Raw genomic sequence first — 19,668 nt, forward strand, 5'->3', positions numbered from 1 at the left:
CAGCACCTGACAGCCGCAGCATGACCATCGGTCAAAATTCTTGACCGATGGTCATGTTGTCACTGCCGGCGTTTGAGGGAACTGAACCGCGCCGGGATTGTCGGCGGCAAAGGTTCGTGAGTCACGCCGCCAATTTCTGAGCGCTCACAGTGTCATGATAGCGTTGTTCGGCCTCTGCGGGCGGGATATTTCCGATGGGCTCGAGCAGGCGGCGGTTGTTGAACCAGTCGACCCATTCGAGGGTTGCGTATTCCACGGCTTCAAAGGATTTCCACGGTCCCCGCCTGTGGATGACCTCCGCCTTGTAGAGGCCGTTGACGGTCTCGGCCAAGGCATTGTCGTATGAATCGCCGACACTGCCGACCGACGGTTCGATGCCGGCCAGGCCCAGCCGCTCGGTGTATCGATTGGACAAATATTGGGCGGTCTCAACCGGTCGTCGCAACAGCCCTTTGATAGGAGGTTGGGATGGCCAAACGGAAGCGCCGGGCGGCGCTGATGCAGGGCCTGTTCCAGGGCATCCATGACAAAGCCGGCGTCAGCCGTGCGGGACACCCGCCAGCCGACGATCCGCCGGGCAAAGGCGTCGATGATGAAAGCCACATAGACGAACCCGCTCCAGGTGGACACATAGGTGAAATCGGAAAGCCACAGCTGATCGGGCCGGTCAGCCCGAAACTGCCGGTTCACCCGGTCCAGCGGACAGGGTAAGGCCTTGTCGGCAATGGTAGTTTTCACCGGCTTGCCGCGGATGGCACCCCGCAGGCCCATCTCCCGCATCAGCCGCGCGACCGTGCAGCGTGCCACCTGGATGCCTTCGCGCTGAAACTGCCGCCAGACTTTGCGCACCCCATAGACCTGGAAATTCTTAATCGAACACCCGCCGGATATCGGCCTTAAGGCCGATATCGCGCTGTGCGCGCGCCGACAGTTTGGCCGGATCAGCCTTGCGAGCCGCATGCAGACGCACAGTCGACGGGGCGATTGGCAAAACGTCGCAAATCGGCTCGACCCCGTATTCCTGGCGGTGGGCATCAACAAAACCCAGCATCATTTCAGTCGGCGGTCGAGCTCCGCCATCGCGAAATATGCCGACGCCTTGCGCAGGATTTCATTCGCCTGGCGTAGTTCCCGGATCTCCCGCTCCTGCGCCTTCAGCTTCTCCAGCACATTCAGCAGAATACCGGCATGGCTGCCGCTTTCAACCTCGGCTCATCTGACCCATTCGTTTGTGCCGTGTGGGCCAAACAGCCGATCATGGCTGAGGCAGCCAAGCCCTTTCAGTTTCTGTCCGGAAAGTTATCCTGATTTTCGAAACCTTGCCCTTTTCCCATCGTCATTCCCGCAAAGGCAGTACTCAGAAATCCGCGCTGTTGTATAGTTTCCAGCCTTCGCGGGAATGACGGTTAATACCAAGGGGCATGGGATATGACCTTTGGAGGCCGGCGACCGCCGGCCCGCGCACCCACTTGCGATCAGACGTGGCTTGCCAGCTGCATGACGTCAAGCGTCGATCGGGTGACAAAATCGGCACCGATACGGTGGAACGCCTTTGGTGAGGCGATAACGGCCGGGCCGCCAAGGGCGATTTTCATCCGCCGGATCCGGGGGCTGGCCTGCACGCGCCGGATCACCTCCGAACAGTCCCGCACCTCATCCACGCGGCTGACGGAAATCCCCAGCAGATCGTACGGCTTCTCGGCAAGGCGCGTATAAATATCCTCACCAATCTCCAGATCGCTGCCGCCATCGACCACCCAGCCCATGTCACGAAAGCAGGATGCCACAATGGAAACGCCAATCGTGTGCTGGGCCCCATGGGTGCGGGCAAGCAGGATACGCCGCGGGGCGTCTGCCTCCTCTGCCGCTGCGGTGGCAGCATGGGAAACATGGTTAACGATCATGCTGAGCCGGGTGGAGGCGACGGCGATCTGCATGAAATCCGCTTCGTCGGTACACCAGCGATGGCCCAGTGCCGTTGCCACCGGTGTAAATAAATGTACCGCCAGCGTCCGCACGGGGATGGCGGCGGCAAGCAGCTCTTCGATGAAGCGGCGGTGTCGGCGGGGATCGGGGGCGATCAAACAGTCCAGCAGGCTGGTCCGATAAGCCATGGCCTGTTCTGCCCCCGGCATCTGGCGCGCCATCGGATGGGATTCCGGGTGCAGCATCAGATCCCCGTCAACCCCCGGCCCGTGTCCGTTGGGCAGGGGGGGGTGATCCGGGTGGCTGGCGCTGACAATACTGGAAACAGAGCCCCTTATCGCCCGCTCCAGCGTGCGGTGATCATGGCGGCTGAGCTGGGGCTCACCCCCGGCTGACTTTGATTGTGCTGATTGGCTGGGACGCACCGGGCTTGGTGATCCGCCGGTCCCGTTATCATCCTTGTCGGCCATGTCCCCCCCCGGGTGATCAGCCTGGGAAGTTCGCCTTCCTCATCGGCAAAGTTTACTGCATCCCTGCATTTCTGCAATTTTTTTCATCATCAAATTGATATTTATCATTGATTCTCCGTGACAGGTCACTCCGCCGCGATGGTGCGCGGGGTCGGATCGGGGCCAAGCGGGCGCCGCCTGGGCGACAGGCGGCGCCGTTGGGCATGGGACAGGGCGCCCATGACAAGCCGTTCAATATGCGCGGCATTCAACCGCGCCTCTGCATACATCTGCTCCGGTGCGGCATGGGCGATGAAGCTGTCGGGCAGCGTCATGGTCCGCACCGCGCAACGCCCATCCAACATGCCCCGCGCGGCCAGATAATGCAGCACCAGCGCGCCGAAGCCGCCGGTTGCCCCCTCTTCAATGGTGACCAGCAGCCGGTGCCGGGAGATCAGATCATCGATCAATGCCTTATCCAGGGGCTTGGCAAAGCGTGCATCCGCCACGGTGACGGAGATACCCTGGGCGGCTAGCGCCTGACGCGCGGCCAAGCACTGGCCAAGACGCGTCCCGAAGGAGAGCAGGGCGACAGTTGAACCATTTTCCACCACCCGCCCCCGGCCAATCGGCAGAACCGTCCCGCGTGCCGGCAGGGCCACACCAGAACCGTCCCCGCGTGGATAGCGGAAGGCGATGGGTCCCCGGTCATGCGCGGCGGCGGTGGCAACCATATGCACCAGCTCCGCCTCGTCGCTGGCGGCCATCACGGTGAAACCGGGAAGGTTTGCAAGGTATCCGATATCGAAAGCGCCGGCATGGGTCGGCCCATCGGCACCGACCAGCCCGGCCCGGTCGATGGCAAAGCGCACCGGCAGGCCCTGCAGCGCCACATCATGGACGATCTGGTCATAGGCGCGCTGCAGAAAGGTGGAATAAATGGCGCAGAAAGGGCGCAGCCCGCTGGCGGCCAGACCGGCCGCGAAGGTGACAGCATGTTGTTCGGCAATGCCGACATCAAAGGCCCGGTCGGGAAAGCTGCGGGCGAAGATATCCAGCCCGGTGCCTGCCGCCATGGCGGCGGTGATGGCCACGATGCTGGGGTCGCGCGCCGCCTCGGCCACCAGCGCCGTGGCGAAGACCTTGGTATAGCTGGGGGCGGTGCTGCGCGGCTTTGTCTGCACACCTGTGTCAATATCGAACGGGGCAACGCCATGCAGCCGGTCAGCTGCCTGTTCGGCATGGACATAGCCGGCACCCTTGCGGGTGATGGTATGCAGCAGCACGGGGCCGTCTGCCCCTTCCTTCAACTGGCGCAGAATCCGCAGCAGGCCCGGCAGATCATGGCCATCCACGGGGCCATGATAGGCAAAACCCATCTGCTCGAACAGGCTGGTCATCGTGGCATTACCGCCAGGGCCCGTTTCCGCACCGGCCCGAACGGGTTCGGCCAGCCGCTCCAGATGGGCGGCCAGGGCCCCGGTGGGCGGTGAAATCGACATGGCATTGTCGTTGAGGATGACAAAGAGCCGGCGGCCCAGGGCGCCAGCATTGTTGATCGCCTCAAACGCCATGCCGGCGGACAGCGCACCATCGCCGATGACGCAGACAACATCCCCGACCGCCGCCCCCAGATCGCGCGCCACGGCAAAGCCGAGCCCGGCGGAGATGGAGGTGGAGGAATGTGCCGCCCCGAACGGATCATGGATGCTTTCGCTGCGGCGGGTAAAGCCCGAGGCACCGCCCTTTTTCCTTAAAGCCCGCATCGCCTCGCGCCGGCCGGTCAACAGCTTGTGCGGATAGCATTGGTGCCCCACATCCCAGATCAGCCTGTCATGCGGCGTATCGAAGATGGCATGGATGGCCAAGGTGAGTTCAACCACGCCAAGGCTGGAGCCGAGATGGCCACCGGTTTCGGCGACAACGCCGATGGTTTCCGCTCTCACCTCATCCGCGAGACTCAACAATTCACCGTCCGACAATCGGCGCAGGTCAGACGGATCGTGGATGCCATCAAGCAGCGGTGTCCTGGATGCTGGGGGTAATTGGCGCATTGCGTACCCTCCCGCGCCGGGTGCAACCACCCTGCGCCGGCAGGTGGTCCCTGCCGTCATTTTTTGCATGAACGCCCGGGGCCTGTACGGCAGGGCGTGACAGGGACCATCTTCCGGCAACTTGTCGCAGGTGTAAACTTTTATTTACACTTGACGGCGAATTTGCTATTTCCCTCGGTACTATTTCCCGGGGCTGAACTGCTTCAGATAGGCGATCACGTCGGCGATCTCCTTATCTGTCTTCAGGCCGGGAAAGGCCATTTTCGTGCCATTGACCAGATTCTTGGGGTTGGGAAGATAGGATTTCAGCAGCGCCTCATCCCAGGTTTTTCCGGCGCCGAAATCCACCATGGCTTTGGAATAGGTGAAGCCGCTGACCGTTCCCGGTTGCCGGCCGAACAACCCCATCAGCGATGGGCCCACCTTGGGCTTGTCATTTTCAACATTGTGGCAGGCCATGCATTTGTTGAACACAAGCTTGCCGGCGGCGGCATCTCCCTCCTGGGCGGGGGCGATACTTGGCATCAGCACCAGTGCCAAGCCGCAGGCAAATGCGAGAAACTTCGACATAAGCGATCTCCCGTAGCGAATATGCGTCTCTGGAACGCGGTTGCCTTCTGGATGATCATTTGCCCGGGCCGCTGCCATCCGGTGGGGCGATCAGATCGTTGCGTACTGTCACGGTTGGTTTACTGTCGTAAACGCCCGTCCCGTCAAAGGATCCTGCTATGGCGGCTTTTGCCTTCATTCTGATTGTTATCGTTGCCGCGTCCAGCGGCGCCATTTTCAAGCCCGGCGACTGGTATGAAAGCTTGCAGAAACCGGCCTGGACCCCGCCGAAATGGGCCTTTCCGGTGGTGTGGACGTTGCTTTATGCCGCCATCGCCTATGCCGGCTGGCTTGTCTGGAGCCTGGCCGGCTGGTCGCTGCCCATCCTGTTCTGGGGCCTTCAGATTGTGGTGAATGCCCTGTGGTCCTGGATGTTTTTCGGCCTGCGCCGGATGCGGCTGGCGTTGGGCGATATCGCCCTGCTCTGGCTGTCGATCCTGGGTTTCATCGTTACAGCCTGGCCGGTTTCCGACTTGGCGGCGCTGCTTTTCCTCCCTTATCTTGTGTGGGTTACCACAGCGGGTTTCCTTAATTATTCGGTGCTTCGGCTGAACAGCCGGCCCTGATCCTGGCGGCGCATCAGGATGTCGGCCGCGTGGGCGACCAGCGACGCCGCCAGCAGGGCCAAAATCCATATAGGGCCCTGACCGCGCAGGGCCAGCCCCAGGGCGCAAAGAAGGCAGGTACCGGAAAGGGCATTGGGGCAGAGCGCGCGGAAGCGCCGCCATCGCTGTGGGGAGAGCAGCGAAAGGGCCGCTGTCTCCACCCACAGGACCAGGATGGCGAACAGGCTGATCCAGCCATTGGCCAACCCGTCAAGCAACAGGGCCATGCCCACCTGCCGGAATGCCGAGCAAGGCCCGGAGATCCTTGAAGAAGACGCGCAGATGGGCCAGCGGATCACGCCGCACCAAAGCCTTGTTGAGGTAGGATTCCCAGGTCAGGCGCTGCACGTCGGGGTCGGCGCACATGGCGACGAATTTCTCCCGGAACCGATCATTGCGGTACCAGACGGCCTGCAAAAGGCCAAGGATGAAGAACACCCGGCCATGGTCCCGCATGAAGCTGCGGCGGGCCTGACGCAAGGCGGATGGTTTGCCGGTTTCCAGGCATTGATGCACCGCCTGGGCGCAGAGCCGGCCGCAGAGCATGGCATAATGGATGCCTTCGCCGGAGGCCGGTGCCACGGTGCCGGCGGCATCGCCGGTCAGCAGCACATTGCGCCCATTGTCCCAGCGCCGCATCGGTTCCAGGGGCAACGGCGCGCCTTCCCGGCGCACCAGCCGGCAACCGCTCAGGCCGGCGGCCTGACGCAAATCCGCCGTCGCCCTGCGCAGATCATGGCCCTTAACGCCAGACCCGCAGCCGACGGAGGTGAGCCTGCCATGCGGAAAGACCCAGCCATAGAAATCCGGGGAAATGCGGCCATCATAGATCACATCACAACGATCCGGGGTGAAGGCAGCACCTTCTTCTGTCGCCGGGCTTTCAATCACATCATGACAGGCAAAGACATAGGGTGGGCGCTGACGGGCCGGGAACATCAGTCGGCGCACGGTGGAATTGGCACCATCCGCGCCAATCACCAGACGGGCCTGCTGTGTGCTGCTGGTGCCGTCATTGGCGGCAAGGGTCAGCCGCAATGTCCGGTCGGCCGCCTCTTCCAGGGCGGTCAGCTTACCGGTGAACAGGCAGGCGCCGGCCTGTGCCGCCCGCTGGCGCAGATAAGGGTCGAAGCTGGCCCGATCCACCATGCCGACAAAGCCGATATCGCCGATCCGCATCTCCACCGTGCGGCCGGAAGGGGCGATGATGCGGGCGGCCGCCACGCGGGCCACCAGCAACTCTTCCGGGATGGCGAAATCCCGCAAGGTCCGCGATGGAATGGCCCCGCCGCAGGGTTTGATCCGGTTGCCGGGGTCGACCAGCAGCACCTGATAGCCTTTTTCGACCAGCCATTCGGCGGCCATGGCCCCGCTGGGGCCGCCGCCGATCACCGCCACATCATAAAGCTTGCTGGTTTCCGCCATGGATCACTCCGCCGGCTGCAGGCTGTGGGGGCGGGGTGCCGGCGGGCGCGATAGCCTGGCCGTGCGCCCGATGCGCAGGGCCACGGCAGCGGAAAGCAGGAACAGCACGGCTTCCAGCGCGAAAACCAGGGCAAAGGCGCTGCCATCGGCACCGGTCAGCTGTCGGCCGATATCCAGGCCGATGCTGCCCAGCAGCCCGCCCAGCCCGAAGGCGATGGCCTGCGCTGCCCCCCAGACGCCCATGCGCATCCCGGCATTGCCCGTCCGCCCCTGGGCCGCCAGCGCCATCATGGTGCCGATGGCGGCCACTGCGAACATGCCATTGGCAAAGCCCAGCCCGAAGATATTCACGGCCAGCGGCCAATCGGGTGCCAGGGAAGCCGCCAGACAGAGCAGCGTCAGCGCGGCGGCGGACCCCACGCAGCCGGCGATGATGAAAACCCGCGACAGGCTGGGCACCTTGGGGCCGAGGATCAGCCCGCCCAGCCCCACCACCGCCATGCCGGCGAAGACGCCCGCATGTTGCATCCCGGATAATTGGGTGGATTGGCCGGGCGACAGGCCGAACAGCAGCCCGGCAAAGGGCTCCAGGATCAAATCCTGGGTGGAATAGGCCAGCATCGACATGGCGATGAACAGGGTGAACAGGCGTGCCTCCCCATCGTGCCAGACCTCGCGCAAACTGTCACTGAAGCGGGCAGTTGTGCCCGCTGCCGCCTGGGGGGCGGAGAGGGCCGGCTTACGCTCAATACCCAATACGGCCAGCCCGGTGAGGCAGAAGGCAACCGCCCCGGTTGCCGCCGTCACCTGCACCAGCCGCAGGTGGGAATAGGGTTCCAGGGCAATACCGGTGACAATCGAGGTGATGATGATCCCCAGGATCATCATCATCCAGGTGATTGTCGCGGCCGTGGCGCGCCGTTCCGGCGGCGTGCGCAGGGCCAGCAGCGCCAACAGGGAGGTGCCGCTGGCCCCGATGCCGATACCGATCAGAATATAGGCGATGAAGGCGACGATCAGCCCCAGCGCCGGACTCTGCGCGAAAAACAGGGTGCTGGCCGATGCCATGGTGCCGGACAGTGCCAGCAATGCCATGCCGATGAGAATCCAGCGCGTGCGCGATCCGCCCGTGTCCGACCGGTGCCCCCAGAGCGGGCGGGTGATCTGCACCGCATAATGCACCCCCACCAGCAGGCCGGGGATGATGGCGGCCAGCCCCAATTCAACAATCATCACCCGGTTCAAGGTGGAATTGGTCAGGACCACGATGGCGCCCAGTGCGGCCTGCACCAGACCCAGGCGCAGGATATCCAGCCAGCCAAGCCCCGGCCGGAACCCAAGCCGCGGGGAGGCCCTGTCGGGCGACAGGGCCGGCGCGCTCATGCTCATGGCAATCTCCTCAACCCGGAATGGTGATGAGCGCGGCATGACGCAGACCGAAGGCGGCCAGCATCATGCCGATGACATAGAGACCGACACCGACGGCGGAATACCAGACCGCCCGGCCCACCGGATCGGCCAGGAAGCGCCGCATGGCGGCCAGCTGCACGGCCAGAAGCAGCGCCAGACCGCCGGCGTGCCAGGGCAGGGACCAATGGACCAGAAGCCCGATCACCGCCAGTTGCGGCAGGGCCATGATGATGCAGGCGATCCGCGCCGCTGCCGGGGCGCCGTGCAGAACCGGCAGGGTGGCGATCTTCATCGCCGTGTCGCCGCGGATCGATTTGAAATCATTCAGCGTCAGGATGCCATGGGCGCCGATGCCATAGAGCAGGCCAACCAGCAGAACCGGCGGGGCCGGCATCAGGCCGGTCATGGCGGTGGCGGCGGTGATCCAGGGCAGGGTTTCATAACTCAGCCCCACCGCCGCATTGCCGATCCAGCCATTCTGCTTGAAGCGGAAGGGCGGGGCGCTGTAAGCCCAGGCCAGTGCCAGCCCGGCCAACGCCGCCAGGAACACCAGCGGCCCCAGCAAGGCCGCCACCGCCGCCGACAGGGCCGACATGGCCAGCGCGATATAAAGCCCCCAGCGCCCCGGCATTCGGCCGGACGGGATGACGCGATCGGGTTCGTTGATGGCATCGACATGCCGGTCAAACCAGTCATTCACCGCCTGGCTGGTGCCGCAGAGCAGGGGGCCTGCCAGCAGGATACCCAGCATCGCGGCAAGGGCCGCACTCTCCAGCCCCTGACCCGACGAAATCACCCCGCAGCCATAGGCCCACATGGGTGGAAACCAGGTAATGGGCTTCAGCAGCGCGAGCACCGCAGCGGGGCCCGGCCAGTCACGTCGCAAGGTCTGTGTGCGGGTGATGTCCATGCGGCGATGCTATGCCCGCCTCAACAGAGTGTCAATTTGAATTGACACTTATGTATTTGAATCCGTATCGGTGTTGACACTGGCTGCGAGGGTCTGTGTAACCAAAGCCTATTCGTTCCCGCTGTGCCGGGGCAGAGGGGCAGCGGGGTGTTGGGGGGGCTCAGTGTCTGGCCCGAAAGCTATCCTGCCTTTCGAGACCTTGCCCTTGCTCTACCGTCATTCCCGCGAAGGCGGGAATCCATACAACAGCGCGGATTTTGGATTCCCACCTTCGCGGGAATGACGGTTAAGATATTGGAAAAGAAGTGAAAATTCGTGGGCGGACTCCAAGGTTCCGTCCGGAAAGTTTCACGCTATCTCACCGTCTTACACGTCTTATCTTTAAACGCTCCCGTCACCCATGCTGCGGCCGGGGTCCAGAATCACAAGCGCATTGCTCTACGAACTGGACCCCGGCCTTCGCCGGGGTGACGGGATTAAAACATTAACATGTTGAGAAAGAAGGAAAAGTTTTCAGACGGGCTCTAAGGAAAGCATCAGTTGGACGGGCGGTAATCTTCCAATCCGTGCCGGCGCAGCTTGATATAGAGGCTCTGGCGTGACAGGCCCAGCATTTCGGCGGCCGATGCCCGGTTGTTATTGGTCTGATCCAGGGCCGCTTCGATGCAAATCTTCTCGATCACCTCCAGCGATTCGCGGACCAGATCCTTCAGCGGCACCCGGCCGACAAGGTTGGCGAAACCATCGGCCTGTTCCGGCGTGCCGGGGGACGGGATGGCAATCCGCTCCGCACTGGGTGGCTGGGCGACGAAAATCAACTGGGTATGGCTGGTTTCCGGGTTGCGCCGGGCCGAAATCAGCACCGGGCGGTCACCGCTGAGATTGTCGGTCAGCGTCGTGCTGAACCCGCGCACCATCTGCTCCTCTGCCAGCCGGGAGACCAGCACATGCAGATCCAGCGAGGTTTTGGCGAACCAGGTTCCCAGATTGCGGCCGATCACCTGCCCAAGGGAGGGGGCATGGACAAGATCAAGGAACAGGGGGTTGGCGGCCAGAATCTGGCCGTGGTCGTTGGTCTGCACCGCTGGTTCCGGCACATCGGACAGGTCGGCCGGCCGCGCGCCCGGTTTTTCCGCCTGCTGCCGCTTGGCCTCCAGCGCATCGCCGCTGGCCCAGGCGGAAATGATCAGGTTGGTGACACCATTTTCCCGATAGGAGCGGAGATTGAGGGAGATTGCATCCCCCTTCACCGTCTTCAACGTGTCCAGCCGGACGGGGCTGGCGCTGTGCCGTGCCTCCCCGATGGCATCGCTCAGCAAGTCCCGATCCTGCTTGCGGAACAGGTCGCGGAACGGCTTGCCGATGATGGCCGTGGTGCCGCCGCCGATCAGGCTGATGGCGGCGGCATTGGCGTCCAGCACCGTCTTGCGCTCACCATCCAGCATGACATGGGCGATGGCGGAAACGCGAAAGGCGGTGCGATAACGCGCTTCCGCCTCCTGCAATTCCCGATAATCGGCCTCCAGCTCCATCTGGGTCTGGACCAGCCGCTGCTGGTCCAACATCTGCTGGCGCAGTTCCTGTCCGACCACCAGCGTGTAGGGCGTGCCCGCCACGGCAACGCTGGAATAGAGCACCGGCAGGTCCGGCTTGCCGTCGCACGCGTGGTTGATCTGATAGCCGCGCGCGTGCCGGGCGGTGCCGGCATCCGACAACATGGAATCGACCTTCGGCACGGATTCGATGGTCACCAGATCCTGCAGCCGCTTGCCCACCGCCTTGGCCAGACCATAGCAACCGATTTCAGGATCGGCATATTGCAGGCGCGCGACCTTCTGATCCTGATCCATCAGAATAACGATATCGGCACCAAGGCCAACCAGGGCCACGATGGCATCGGCATCAAGCGACTTCAGCAGACCGGCTGCAACTTCGACGCCATGCATCCTGTTCTTACCATTTAGGGGCTTCATGGGGACAACCAATCAGGTCCGCCCGAACTGACCATGAACTGTTGACTGGAGGCTGATGTTTGCTGACCGACGGCTTCAAGTTCGTAAAACTTTTCACAAATCCGTGAAGCGGAATAAACACTGTCACATATGCAGTCAATCCCCAAGCCCACCAGAAAATCAACGGAATCCAGCGCTGCTGCCCCCCCTGCGACAATCGGTGTCCGCGAACCGCTCTCCACCGACCGGATGATCCCGACAATATCCTGGAATTGTTTTTTAAGGCGCTGGTTGCTCCAGCCGATGCAGATGATATCCGCCTGTTTGAGGGTGGAGCGCAGCCCGGCCCCCTGCAGGGCCTTTCCTTCCAGGATCTGGCTGGTCCAGCCCATCGCATCGAACAGCAGCCCCAGGATATGCTGGGCCAGCGTGTGCTGTTCCCCCACCGGGGTCAGCAGCACCACGAACGGCACCCAGCTGCGGGGCTGCCGGTTGCGGAAATCAAACGATAACAGGCGGATGATTTCCTGCAGGCGGGCGGTACCGATGGTGACATCCACGAATCCGCAGTCACCCTGCATCCATTGCCGGCCCAGTTGGCGGGCCACCGCCTCAATGAACAGAACCTTGACGATTTCCGGCTGATCGCCCGGCAATTCGCTGTGCAGGAACCGATACAGGGCCGCCGCCCTTATCCGGGGGCGCACCACCTGGGCGCAGAATTCCGCCAGAGCTGCATCGTATCGACGATCATGCTCCAATCCCATCTCATACCGCGCTGCCAGCTTTTCGGCTGTCATTGACGCCACGGTCCCCTGGATGATGCGGCGGAGCCGTTCCCGTTCGCTTGTTGCTAGGTACTCTCCTTGATCATGCGGGGCAAGCGCTACACTGGTATGCGTGCCCCTGCCCAGCAGGGGCATCCGGTCAGGACAGGTTCTGTCAGGGGCGTTCAATATTCTGGTCATGTGCCGTTCGCGGAAACGCCCCCCTTTCGATCCAGAGAATGCGCGCCGCCAGGTGCAGGCAGGGTGTCTGCCCTGGGCACACTTGCAAGCGGCTTCAGAATGGCCAGCATGACGAGAAATGTAAATAAAAATTTACGTCAACCAAGATTGACACTTTGGTTTTTGACAGCGTACTCTTTCCCATCCCCGCAGCCCCGCCGCACCCGTCTGGGGAGAAGGAGAGAGCGTGATTGGCAAGAACCACCAACCGCATCCGGGCCCGGCCCTTTACACCGACGCGCAACGGCGGCGGCGCGATGCAAGCGGGTGGACCCGGGTGCAGGGCGTGCTGGCACCTGTCCAGTTTCTGGTGTTCCTGGTCAGCCTGGGTCTGATCCTGCGCTATCTCGCCACCGGCGATGGGCTGGGGCTGGCGCAGATGTCGGTGGTGATCAAGACGCTGACCCTTTACGCCATCATGATCACCGGTTCGATCTGGGAGAAGCAGGTCTTCGGCGTCTATCTCTTCGCCCGGCCCTTCTTCTGGGAAGATGTCTTTTCCATGCTGGTGCTGGCGCTGCACAGCGCCTATCTGCTGGCCCTGTGGAAGGGCGGGCTGAGGGCCGATGGCCTGATGGTCCTGGCGCTGGCCGCTTACGCCGCCTACCTTATCAATGCCGGGCAGTTTGTCTGGAAATTACGGCTGGCCCGCCTGGACGCGGCCCGCTGGGTGGCGGGCGTCGAGAATATCCATGACGGGTTGTCGGCGGCGGGAGGGGCATCATGACCCTGCCCGATATCGCCACCTGTGCCGAACCGGCCCCCCTGCGCCAGCGCGGCCAGCATGAGGTGTTCTGCGGCCTGACCTCCATCATCTGGCTGCACCGCAAGGTGCAGGATGCGTTCTTCCTGGTGGTGGGGTCGCGGACCTGTGCGCATCTGCTGCAATCGGCGGCGGGCGTGATGATCTTTTCCGAACCGCGCTTTGCCACCGCCATCATGGAAGAACGCGATCTGGCCGGGATGGCCGACATGCATGATGAGCTGGATGGGGTGGTGGCGCGCTTGCTGGAACGCCGGCCCGATATCCGCATGTTGGTGTTGGTCGGCTCCTGCCCGTCGGAGGTGATCAAGTTTGACCTGACGCGGGCGGCCGCCCGGCTGAATGCACGTCACGCCCCGCGTCACCGGGTGATTGCCTATTCTGGCAGCGGGATCGAAACCACCTTCACCCAGGGGGAGGATAATTTCCTGGCCGCCCTGGTGGCCGACAAGGCGACCAGCCGGCCCGCCGGTGCTGCCGCCAAGCTGGTGGTGGCTGGCTGTCTGGCCGATGTGGTGGAAGACCAGTTTGCCCGCCTGTTTAACGAACTTGGCCTGACCGGCGTGGTGTTCCTGCCCGGCCGTGATGCCATCAACGGCCTGTGCGTCGGGCCGGAGACGCGCTTCATCCTGGCCCAGCCCTATCTGGGCGCCACGGCGGCAGCTTTGGAAGCACGCGGCGCCCGGCGGATTGATGCCATCTTCCCGCTGGGGGCGGAGGGGACGTCAGCCTGGCTGCGCGCCATCTGCACGGCTTTCCGGGTCGATCCGGCCCGGTTCGATGCCGTGGTGGCGCAGCCAAAACGGCGCGCGGCAGCGGCCATGGCGCATTACCGGCCCTGGCTGGAAGGCCGCCGCGTCTTCTTCTTCCCCGACTCCCAGATGGAGCCCTCGCTGGCCCGGTTTCTGTCCCGCGAAATGGGGGTGGCGTTGCTGGAGGTGGGCAGCCCCTATCTGCACCGGGAGCATGTGGCGGGCGAACTGGCCCTGCTGCCGGCGGGCGTGACCATTTCCGAAGGGCAGGATGTCGACCGGCAGATCGAACGCTGCCGTGCGGCCAATCCCGATCTGATCATCTGTGGCCTTGGCCTTGCCAACCCGTTTGAGGCGGAGGGGCGGGTCAGCAAATGGTCGATTGAGTTCAGCTTCACCCCCATTCAGGGGTTTGAACAAGCCGGCGATCTGGCCGAGCTGTTCGCCCGGCCCCTGATCCGCAACGCCATGCTGAGTGGCGGTGCCGACCGACGGGAGGCGGTACGATGAAACTCTCCATGTGGACCTATGAAGGCCCGCCGCATGTGGGCGCCATGCGTATCGCCGCCTCGATGCAGGGTGTGCATTATGTGCTGCACGCGCCGCAGGGTGACACTTACGCCGACCTGCTGTTCACCATGATCGAACGGCGGCCATCGCGGCCGCCTGTCACCTACACCACTTTTCAGGCTCGCGATCTGGCCGGGTCGACGGCGGATGTGTTCAAGACGGCCTGCCGCGACGCCGTGGCGCGCTTCAAGCCCGACGCGCTGCTGGTGGGTGCGTCCTGCACCGCCGAACTGTTGCAGGATGACCCCGGCGGGCTGGCCCGCACGTTGGATGTACCGGTGCCGGTGGTGCCGCTGGAACTGCCTTCTTATCAGAAGAAGGAGAATTGGGGCGCGTCGGAGACATTCTATCGTCTGGTCCGCGCCTTCGTGGGCCGGAGCCCACGCCCGGAAAACATCCCGGCCAACAGTTGCAACATCCTGGGGCCGACCTCACTCGGTTTCCGCTGTCGTGATGATGTGACGGAGATTGTCCGGCTGCTGACCGAGGAAGGGTTGGATGTGCGCGTCGTGGCCCCGCTGGGCGCCACACCGGCCGATCTGGCACGCCTGCCGGAAGCGGCGTTCAACATCGTGCTCTATCCCGAAATTGCCGATGTCACGGCCCGCTGGCTGAAAACCGCGCATGGGATGCCGTTCGTATCGACCATTCCCATCGGTGTGGGGGCGACAGAGCAGTTTCTGGCTGAGGTGCGGGCCCTGGCCGGTCTGCCGGTGCGGGAGGGCCTGCGCCGTGACCGGCTGACCTGGTACAGCCGGTCGATCGACAGCAACTATCTGACCAACAAGCGGGTTTTCATCTTCGGTGATGCCACCCATGCCATCGCCGCCGCCAGGATCGCGTCGGAAGAGTTGGGTTTTCGCGTCTGCGGCCTTGGCACCTATATGCGCGAATTCGCCCGTGATGTACGCGATGCGGCGGCCAGGTACGGGGTGGAGGCGCTGATCAGCGACGACCATCTGGAGGTGGAAGCCGCTATCGTCGCCGCCCGGCCCGAACTGGTGCTGGGCACCCAGATGGAACGGCACATCGCCAAGCGGCTGCGCGTGCCCTGCGCCGTTATCTCCGCGCCGACGCATGTGCAGGATTTCCCGGCCCGCTATTCCCCGCAGATGGGGTTCGAGGGGGCGAATGTCATCTTCGACAGTTGGGTCCATCCGCTGATGATGGGGCTGGAGGAACATCTGTTGCAGATGTTCCGTGACGATTTCGAATTCAACGATGGGGCCGCCGCCTCCCACCTGCATCCGCAGGCGCCCAAGCCGGCGGCGGCCCCTGTCGAGACGGCACCCGCCGGGGTGATTGCCACCTGGACGCTGGAGGCCGAACGGGAGCTGCAGAAGGTTCCGTTCTTCGTCCGGGGCAAGGCCCGGCGCAATACCGAACTCTTTGCCCAGGGCAAGGGGATACACCCGATCACCGTGGAGACGCTGTATGACGCGAAAGCCCATTTCGCCCGCTGACAGCACCCCGGTTCGGGTGGTGCTGGTTACGCTGGATAATCACATTGTCGCGGCGGTGGATGCCGCCCGGCTGGCCCTGGTGCGGGAATTGCCGGGCCTGACGCTGACCGTTCATGCCGCCACCGACTGGGCGGAGAATGCGGGCCGGCTGGCCGCCTGCCGGGCGGACATTCTGGCGGGTGATATCATCATCGTCTCCATGATCTTTGTGGAAGAGCATGTGAAGGCCATCGCCGATGTGCTGGAGGCCCGGCATAGCGAGTGTGACGCCATGGTCTGCTGCATGTCGGCCGGTATGATCATGAAATTCACCAGCATGGGCCGCTTCCGCATGAGCGGTGAGCAGAAAGGCCCCCTGGCCCTGCTGAAGAAGCTGCGCGGGTCCAGCTCCCGTGGCGGCAAGGATAGCGGCAAGACGGCCGGCGAACGGCAATTGGCCATGCTGCGCCGCCTGCCGCAACTTCTGCGCTTCATCCCCGGTACGGCCCAGGATGTGCGCAATTACTTCCTGACCCTGCAATACCGCATCGCCGCCTCGGAAGAGAATGTGGCTAACATGGTGCGGTTGCTGGTGGCCAAATATGCCCGGGGCGACCGCAAGGGCCTGCAAGGCCGCGTCACCGTCGGCGATCCCGTCGAATATCCCGATGTCGGGCTGTACCACCCGCGCCTGAAACCGCGCGTCACCACGCAGTTGGCGGCACTGCCAAAGCCGGCGGCGGCCAAGGGCACCATCGGTCTGCTGTTGATGCGCACGTACATCCTGTCGGGCGATACGGCCCATTATGACCGGGTGATCGCAGCGCTGGAGGGGCGGGGATATCGGGTGGTGCCGGCCTTCTGTTCCGGCCTGGACATGCGCGGCGCGATTGAGCGCTATATGGACCCGGCCGGGGGTGGTGCGGCCATCGATGCGCTCTGTTCACTGACCGGCTTTTCCCTGGTGGGCGGCCCGGCCTACAGCGACAGTGCCGCCGCCGCCCGCACGCTGGGCAAGTTGGACGTGCCCTATCTGTCGGCCTTCGTGACGGAGTTTCAGACCAAGGAAGCCTGGCAGAAATCGGGCCAGGGCCTGACGCCGATTGAAACCACCCTGATGGTGGCGATCCCGGAACTGGATGGGGCCACCGGCTCCATGGTTTTCGGTGGTCGGTCGGAAGGTGGGGGCAAGGCCAAGCCCTGCACCTGTTCCCGGCAGTTGGGCGAATGCCCCGCCACCCGCGCCTGTATGCAGCCGGATGAGGAGCGGGTGGAGCTGCTGGCCAACCGGCTGGCGGCCCTGGTCGATCTGCGCCGCAAAGCCCGGCGGGAACGGCGCATCGCCGTCACCCTGTTCAACTATCCGCCCAACAGCGGCAGCATCGGCACCGCCGCCTTCCTGGCCGTGTTTGAAAGCCTCTACGCCACCATGAAACGGCTGGCTGCCGAAGGCTATGATGTCACGGTCCCCGACAGTGTGGACACGCTGCGCATTCTGCTGCTGGAGGGCAATGCCGCCTTCCACGGGACGGAGGCCAATGTTCACGCCGTCGTGCCGGCGGATGATCATGTGCGCCGCGAACGCCATCTGACCGATATCGAGGCGCAATGGGGCCCGGCACCGGGCCGTATCCTCAGCAATGGGCGCGGCATCTTTGTGCTGGGCCGGCAGTTCGGCAATCTGCTGGTCGGGCTGCAGCCTTCCTTCGGGTATGAGGGCGACCCGATGCGGCTGCTGTTCGAGGGCGGGTTTGCCCCCAACCATGCCTTCGCCGCCTATTACACCTATCTGCGGGAAACGTTCCGCGCCGATGCCGTGCTGCATTTCGGCACGCATGGCGCGCTGGAATTCATGCCCGGCAAGCAGACGGGCCTGTCGGCCACCTGCTGGCCGGACCGTATCCTGGGCGCCTTGCCCAATTTCTATCTCTATGCCGCCAATAACCCGTCGGAAGGTTCGATTGCCAAGCGGCGGTCGGCGGCCACGCTGGTGTCCTACCTGACCCCGCCCATCACCCAGGCCGGGCTCTATAAGGGCTTGAGCGAGTTGAAGGCCAGCCTGGACCGTTATCGCGCGACAGAGCCGGATGCGGTGGCGGAACGCAGCCGCATGATGGGGCTGATCCGGGTGCAGGCCGAACAGCTGGACCTCAGCCCCGCCCCGCCCGATGCCGACGAGGCGCAGGTGGTGCAGTATCTGATGCAGCAGATGCTGGAGCTGGAATATGCGCTGATCCCGCACGGGCTGCATGTCGCCGGTCAGGGCATGGGCCGCGCGGAACGGCTGGAACTGCTGGGTCATGTGGCTGTCGGCATGGAAGACGCGGCCTTCCTGCGCGGCGATACCGCGCTCACCACCGCCATCGTGGATCAGGACAGCCGGGCCATCGACACCGCACTGCGCGGGGCGGAGGAGGGCAAGCGGGCGGTGGTAGCGCGGCTGTCGGCCATGAACTCCGGACTGCTGCATAATGAGGAACTGGACGGTCTGGTCCGCGCCCTGGATGGGCGGTTCATCATGCCGTCGCCGTCGGGTGACCTGCTGCGCACGCCCGATCTGCTGCCCACCGGGCGCAACATCCATGGTTTCGACCCGTTCGGCATCCCCAGCGCCTTTGCGATGCAGGATGGCGAACGGCAGGCGGCCAAGGTGCTGGAGCGTTATCGCCAGATCGACGGACGGCTGCCGGAAACGGTCGCCATCGTGCTCTGGGGGACCGACAATCTGAAGACCGGCGGCGCGCCCATGGCGCAGGCCCTGGCCCTGATGGGGGCACGGCCCCGGCTGGATGCCTATAACCGGGTCTGCGGGGCCGAACTGATCCCGCTGGCGGAGCTGAAGCGGCCCCGCATTGATGCCGTGATGACCCTGTCCGGCATCTTCCGCGACCTGCTGCCGATCCAGGCCAGCATGTTGGCGGAGGCCAGCTATCTGGCCGCCACGGCGGATGAACCGGTCACGATGAACTATATCCGCAAGCACGCGCTGGCCTACTGCGAGGCCCATGGCGGGGTGTTGGAAGCGGCCTCCTACCGCGTCTTCTCCAATGCCGAAGGGGCCTATGGCGCCAATGTGAACATGCTGATCGGCTCATCCGCCTGGACGGATGATGAGGAGATTGCCGAAACCTATACCCAGCGCAAAAGCTTCGCCATCAACCGCAAGGGCAAGACCAGCAACCAGGCCGCCGTGCTGGACTCCATCCTCAGCGAAGTGGACATGGCCTATCAGAACCTTGATTCTGTTGAGGTCGGCGTCACCACCATCGAACATTATTTCGATACGCTGGGCGGCCTGACCAAGGCGGTCTCAAAGGCCAAGGGTGATGCTGCCCTGCCGGTCTTCATCTCTGACCAGACGCAGGGTGAAGGCAAGGTCCGCACGCTGGGTGAACAGGTGGCGCTGGAAACCCGTACCCGCACCCTGAACCCGAAATGGTTCGAGGGGATGTTGAAGCATGGCTACGAAGGCGTGCGCCATATCGAGGCACAGGTGACCAACACGCTGGGCTGGTCGGCGACCGCTGGCGGCGTGGACCCCTGGGTCTATGAACAGATGACCGAGACTTTCGTGCTCGACCCCCAGATGCGCCAGCGTCTGTCGAGCCTGAACCCCGCCTCCACCGCCCGGGTCGCCGCCCGGCTGATGGAGGCGCATGAGCGTAATTACTGGCAGCCGGACACCGAGACCCTCGCCGCCCTGAAACGGGCCGGTGAGGAGCTGGAAGACCGTCTGGAAGGCGTGGCAAGGGAGGCTGCCGAATGAACATACAGATCAACACAAAGACCGTGGA

At 63.8% G+C, this 19,668-nt stretch carries 14 protein-coding genes, 1 pseudogene and 1 other annotated feature; of the genes and pseudogenes, 5 read left to right on the plus strand and 10 right to left on the minus strand.

What is annotated here, in order from left to right; genetic code table 11:
* Positions 1-121: 121 nt before the first annotated feature.
* The 4 genes and pseudogenes from PCJ49_RS00075 to PCJ49_RS00090 all read right to left on the minus strand — a co-directional run bounded on the left by PCJ49_RS00075 (position 122) and on the right by PCJ49_RS00090 (position 5,077).
* A pseudogene (locus PCJ49_RS00075) lies at positions 122-1,259 on the minus strand (IS3 family transposase).
* Positions 977-1,093, minus strand: a sequence feature (AL1L pseudoknot). (Overlaps the previous pseudogene by 117 nt.)
* A gap of 216 nt (positions 1,260-1,475) precedes the next feature.
* Entirely contained in the window at positions 1,476-2,171 is a 696-nt protein-coding gene (locus PCJ49_RS00080; protein WP_269909150.1) for a cobalamin B12-binding domain-containing protein, read from the minus strand.
* 350 nt (positions 2,172-2,521) lie between these two features.
* Complete coding sequence (locus tag PCJ49_RS00085) at positions 2,522-4,429, minus strand: 1-deoxy-D-xylulose-5-phosphate synthase (RefSeq protein WP_269909151.1); 1,908 nt, start codon at positions 4,427-4,429, stop codon at positions 2,522-2,524.
* 180 nt (positions 4,430-4,609) lie between these two features.
* Complete coding sequence (locus PCJ49_RS00090; protein WP_269909152.1) at positions 4,610-5,077, minus strand: cytochrome c family protein; 468 nt, start codon at positions 5,075-5,077, stop codon at positions 4,610-4,612.
* Between the two features lie 80 nt (positions 5,078-5,157).
* Here PCJ49_RS00090 and PCJ49_RS00095 point away from each other — a divergent pair, with 80 nt between their 5' ends.
* Positions 5,158-5,604, plus strand: a complete 447-nt coding sequence (locus PCJ49_RS00095; protein ID WP_089290139.1) for a TspO/MBR family protein — start codon at positions 5,158-5,160, stop codon at positions 5,602-5,604.
* Here the strand turns inward: PCJ49_RS00095 and PCJ49_RS00100 are convergent.
* The 6 genes from PCJ49_RS00100 to PCJ49_RS00125 form a co-directional block, all read right to left on the minus strand.
* Positions 5,571-5,870 carry a hypothetical protein gene (locus tag PCJ49_RS00100; protein ID WP_089290138.1) on the minus strand — a complete coding sequence of 100 codons (300 nt, stop codon included), beginning with the start codon at positions 5,868-5,870 and terminating at the stop codon, positions 5,571-5,573. The genes PCJ49_RS00095 and PCJ49_RS00100 overlap by 34 nt on opposite strands.
* Positions 5,854-7,068, minus strand: a complete 1,215-nt coding sequence (locus PCJ49_RS00105) for a geranylgeranyl diphosphate reductase (RefSeq protein WP_269909153.1) — start codon at positions 7,066-7,068, stop codon at positions 5,854-5,856. The genes PCJ49_RS00100 and PCJ49_RS00105 overlap by 17 nt, the downstream gene beginning before the upstream one ends.
* A 3-nt stretch (positions 7,069-7,071) precedes the next feature.
* Positions 7,072-8,457, minus strand: a complete 1,386-nt coding sequence (locus PCJ49_RS00110; protein ID WP_269909154.1) for a BCD family MFS transporter — start codon at positions 8,455-8,457, stop codon at positions 7,072-7,074.
* A 10-nt stretch (positions 8,458-8,467) separates the two neighbouring features.
* Positions 8,468-9,388: a chlorophyll synthase ChlG gene (gene chlG, locus PCJ49_RS00115; protein ID WP_269909155.1), complete on the minus strand. Its 921-nt coding sequence runs from the start codon at positions 9,386-9,388 to the stop codon at positions 8,468-8,470.
* A 536-nt stretch (positions 9,389-9,924) separates the two neighbouring features.
* The gene (gene ppsR / locus PCJ49_RS00120) at positions 9,925-11,334 is read right to left on the minus strand and encodes a transcriptional regulator PpsR (protein ID WP_269909156.1); all 1,410 of its coding nucleotides are present in this window, start codon (positions 11,332-11,334) and stop codon (positions 9,925-9,927) included.
* Between the two features lie 23 nt (positions 11,335-11,357).
* A complete protein-coding gene (locus tag PCJ49_RS00125) occupies positions 11,358-12,140 on the minus strand; it encodes a cobalamin-binding protein (protein WP_089290134.1) in 783 nt (260 codons plus the stop codon).
* Between the two features lie 394 nt (positions 12,141-12,534).
* On the opposite strand from PCJ49_RS00125, the gene bchF reads away from it, so the two are divergent.
* Genes bchF through PCJ49_RS00145 form a run of 4 tightly spaced genes read left to right on the plus strand, consistent with a single transcriptional unit; the run spans position 12,535 to position 19,640 of the window.
* The gene (bchF, locus tag PCJ49_RS00130; protein ID WP_269909157.1) at positions 12,535-13,074 is read left to right on the plus strand and encodes a 2-vinyl bacteriochlorophyllide hydratase; all 540 of its coding nucleotides are present in this window, start codon (positions 12,535-12,537) and stop codon (positions 13,072-13,074) included.
* Positions 13,071-14,372 (plus strand): ferredoxin:protochlorophyllide reductase (ATP-dependent) subunit N, encoded by a 1,302-nt coding sequence (locus PCJ49_RS00135; protein WP_269909158.1) that lies wholly within the window; start codon positions 13,071-13,073, stop codon positions 14,370-14,372. Before bchF ends, PCJ49_RS00135 begins: the two co-directional genes overlap by 4 nt.
* Positions 14,369-15,895, plus strand: a complete 1,527-nt coding sequence (gene bchB, locus PCJ49_RS00140) for a ferredoxin:protochlorophyllide reductase (ATP-dependent) subunit B (RefSeq protein ID WP_269909159.1) — start codon at positions 14,369-14,371, stop codon at positions 15,893-15,895. The genes PCJ49_RS00135 and bchB overlap by 4 nt, the downstream gene beginning before the upstream one ends.
* Positions 15,867-19,640: a magnesium chelatase subunit H gene (locus PCJ49_RS00145; protein WP_269909160.1), complete on the plus strand. Its 3,774-nt coding sequence runs from the start codon at positions 15,867-15,869 to the stop codon at positions 19,638-19,640. The genes bchB and PCJ49_RS00145 overlap by 29 nt, the downstream gene beginning before the upstream one ends.
* The last annotated feature ends 28 nt before the right edge of the window (positions 19,641-19,668 follow it).

It is taken from the genome of Niveispirillum sp. BGYR6, assembly GCF_027568365.1.
GTDB lineage: Bacteria > Pseudomonadota > Alphaproteobacteria > Azospirillales > Azospirillaceae > Niveispirillum.

What these genes read in the sequence shown, in the direction of transcription:
- PCJ49_RS00085 (WP_269909151.1), bottom strand. Translation starts at nt 4,429, where the DNA reads ATGCGCCAATTACCCCCAGCATCCAGGACACCGCTGCTTGATGGCATC.
- PCJ49_RS00095 (WP_089290139.1), top strand. Translation starts at nt 5,158, where the DNA reads ATGGCGGCTTTTGCCTTCATTCTGATTGTTATCGTTGCCGCGTCCAGC.
- PCJ49_RS00145 (WP_269909160.1), top strand. Translation starts at nt 15,867, where the DNA reads ATGACGCGAAAGCCCATTTCGCCCGCTGACAGCACCCCGGTTCGGGTG.
- PCJ49_RS00105 (WP_269909153.1), bottom strand. Translation starts at nt 7,068, where the DNA reads ATGGCGGAAACCAGCAAGCTTTATGATGTGGCGGTGATCGGCGGCGGC.
- chlG (WP_269909155.1), bottom strand. Translation starts at nt 9,388, where the DNA reads ATGGACATCACCCGCACACAGACCTTGCGACGTGACTGGCCGGGCCCC.
- PCJ49_RS00110 (WP_269909154.1), bottom strand. Translation starts at nt 8,457, where the DNA reads ATGAGCATGAGCGCGCCGGCCCTGTCGCCCGACAGGGCCTCCCCGCGG.
- PCJ49_RS00080 (WP_269909150.1), bottom strand. Translation starts at nt 2,171, where the DNA reads ATGCTGCACCCGGAATCCCATCCGATGGCGCGCCAGATGCCGGGGGCA.
- PCJ49_RS00135 (WP_269909158.1), top strand. Translation starts at nt 13,071, where the DNA reads ATGACCCTGCCCGATATCGCCACCTGTGCCGAACCGGCCCCCCTGCGC.
- PCJ49_RS00090 (WP_269909152.1), bottom strand. Translation starts at nt 5,077, where the DNA reads ATGGCAGCGGCCCGGGCAAATGATCATCCAGAAGGCAACCGCGTTCCA.
- PCJ49_RS00125 (WP_089290134.1), bottom strand. Translation starts at nt 12,140, where the DNA reads ATGACAGCCGAAAAGCTGGCAGCGCGGTATGAGATGGGATTGGAGCAT.
- bchB (WP_269909159.1), top strand. Translation starts at nt 14,369, where the DNA reads ATGAAACTCTCCATGTGGACCTATGAAGGCCCGCCGCATGTGGGCGCC.
- ppsR (WP_269909156.1), bottom strand. Translation starts at nt 11,334, where the DNA reads ATGCATGGCGTCGAAGTTGCAGCCGGTCTGCTGAAGTCGCTTGATGCC.
- PCJ49_RS00100 (WP_089290138.1), bottom strand. Translation starts at nt 5,870, where the DNA reads ATGGCCCTGTTGCTTGACGGGTTGGCCAATGGCTGGATCAGCCTGTTC.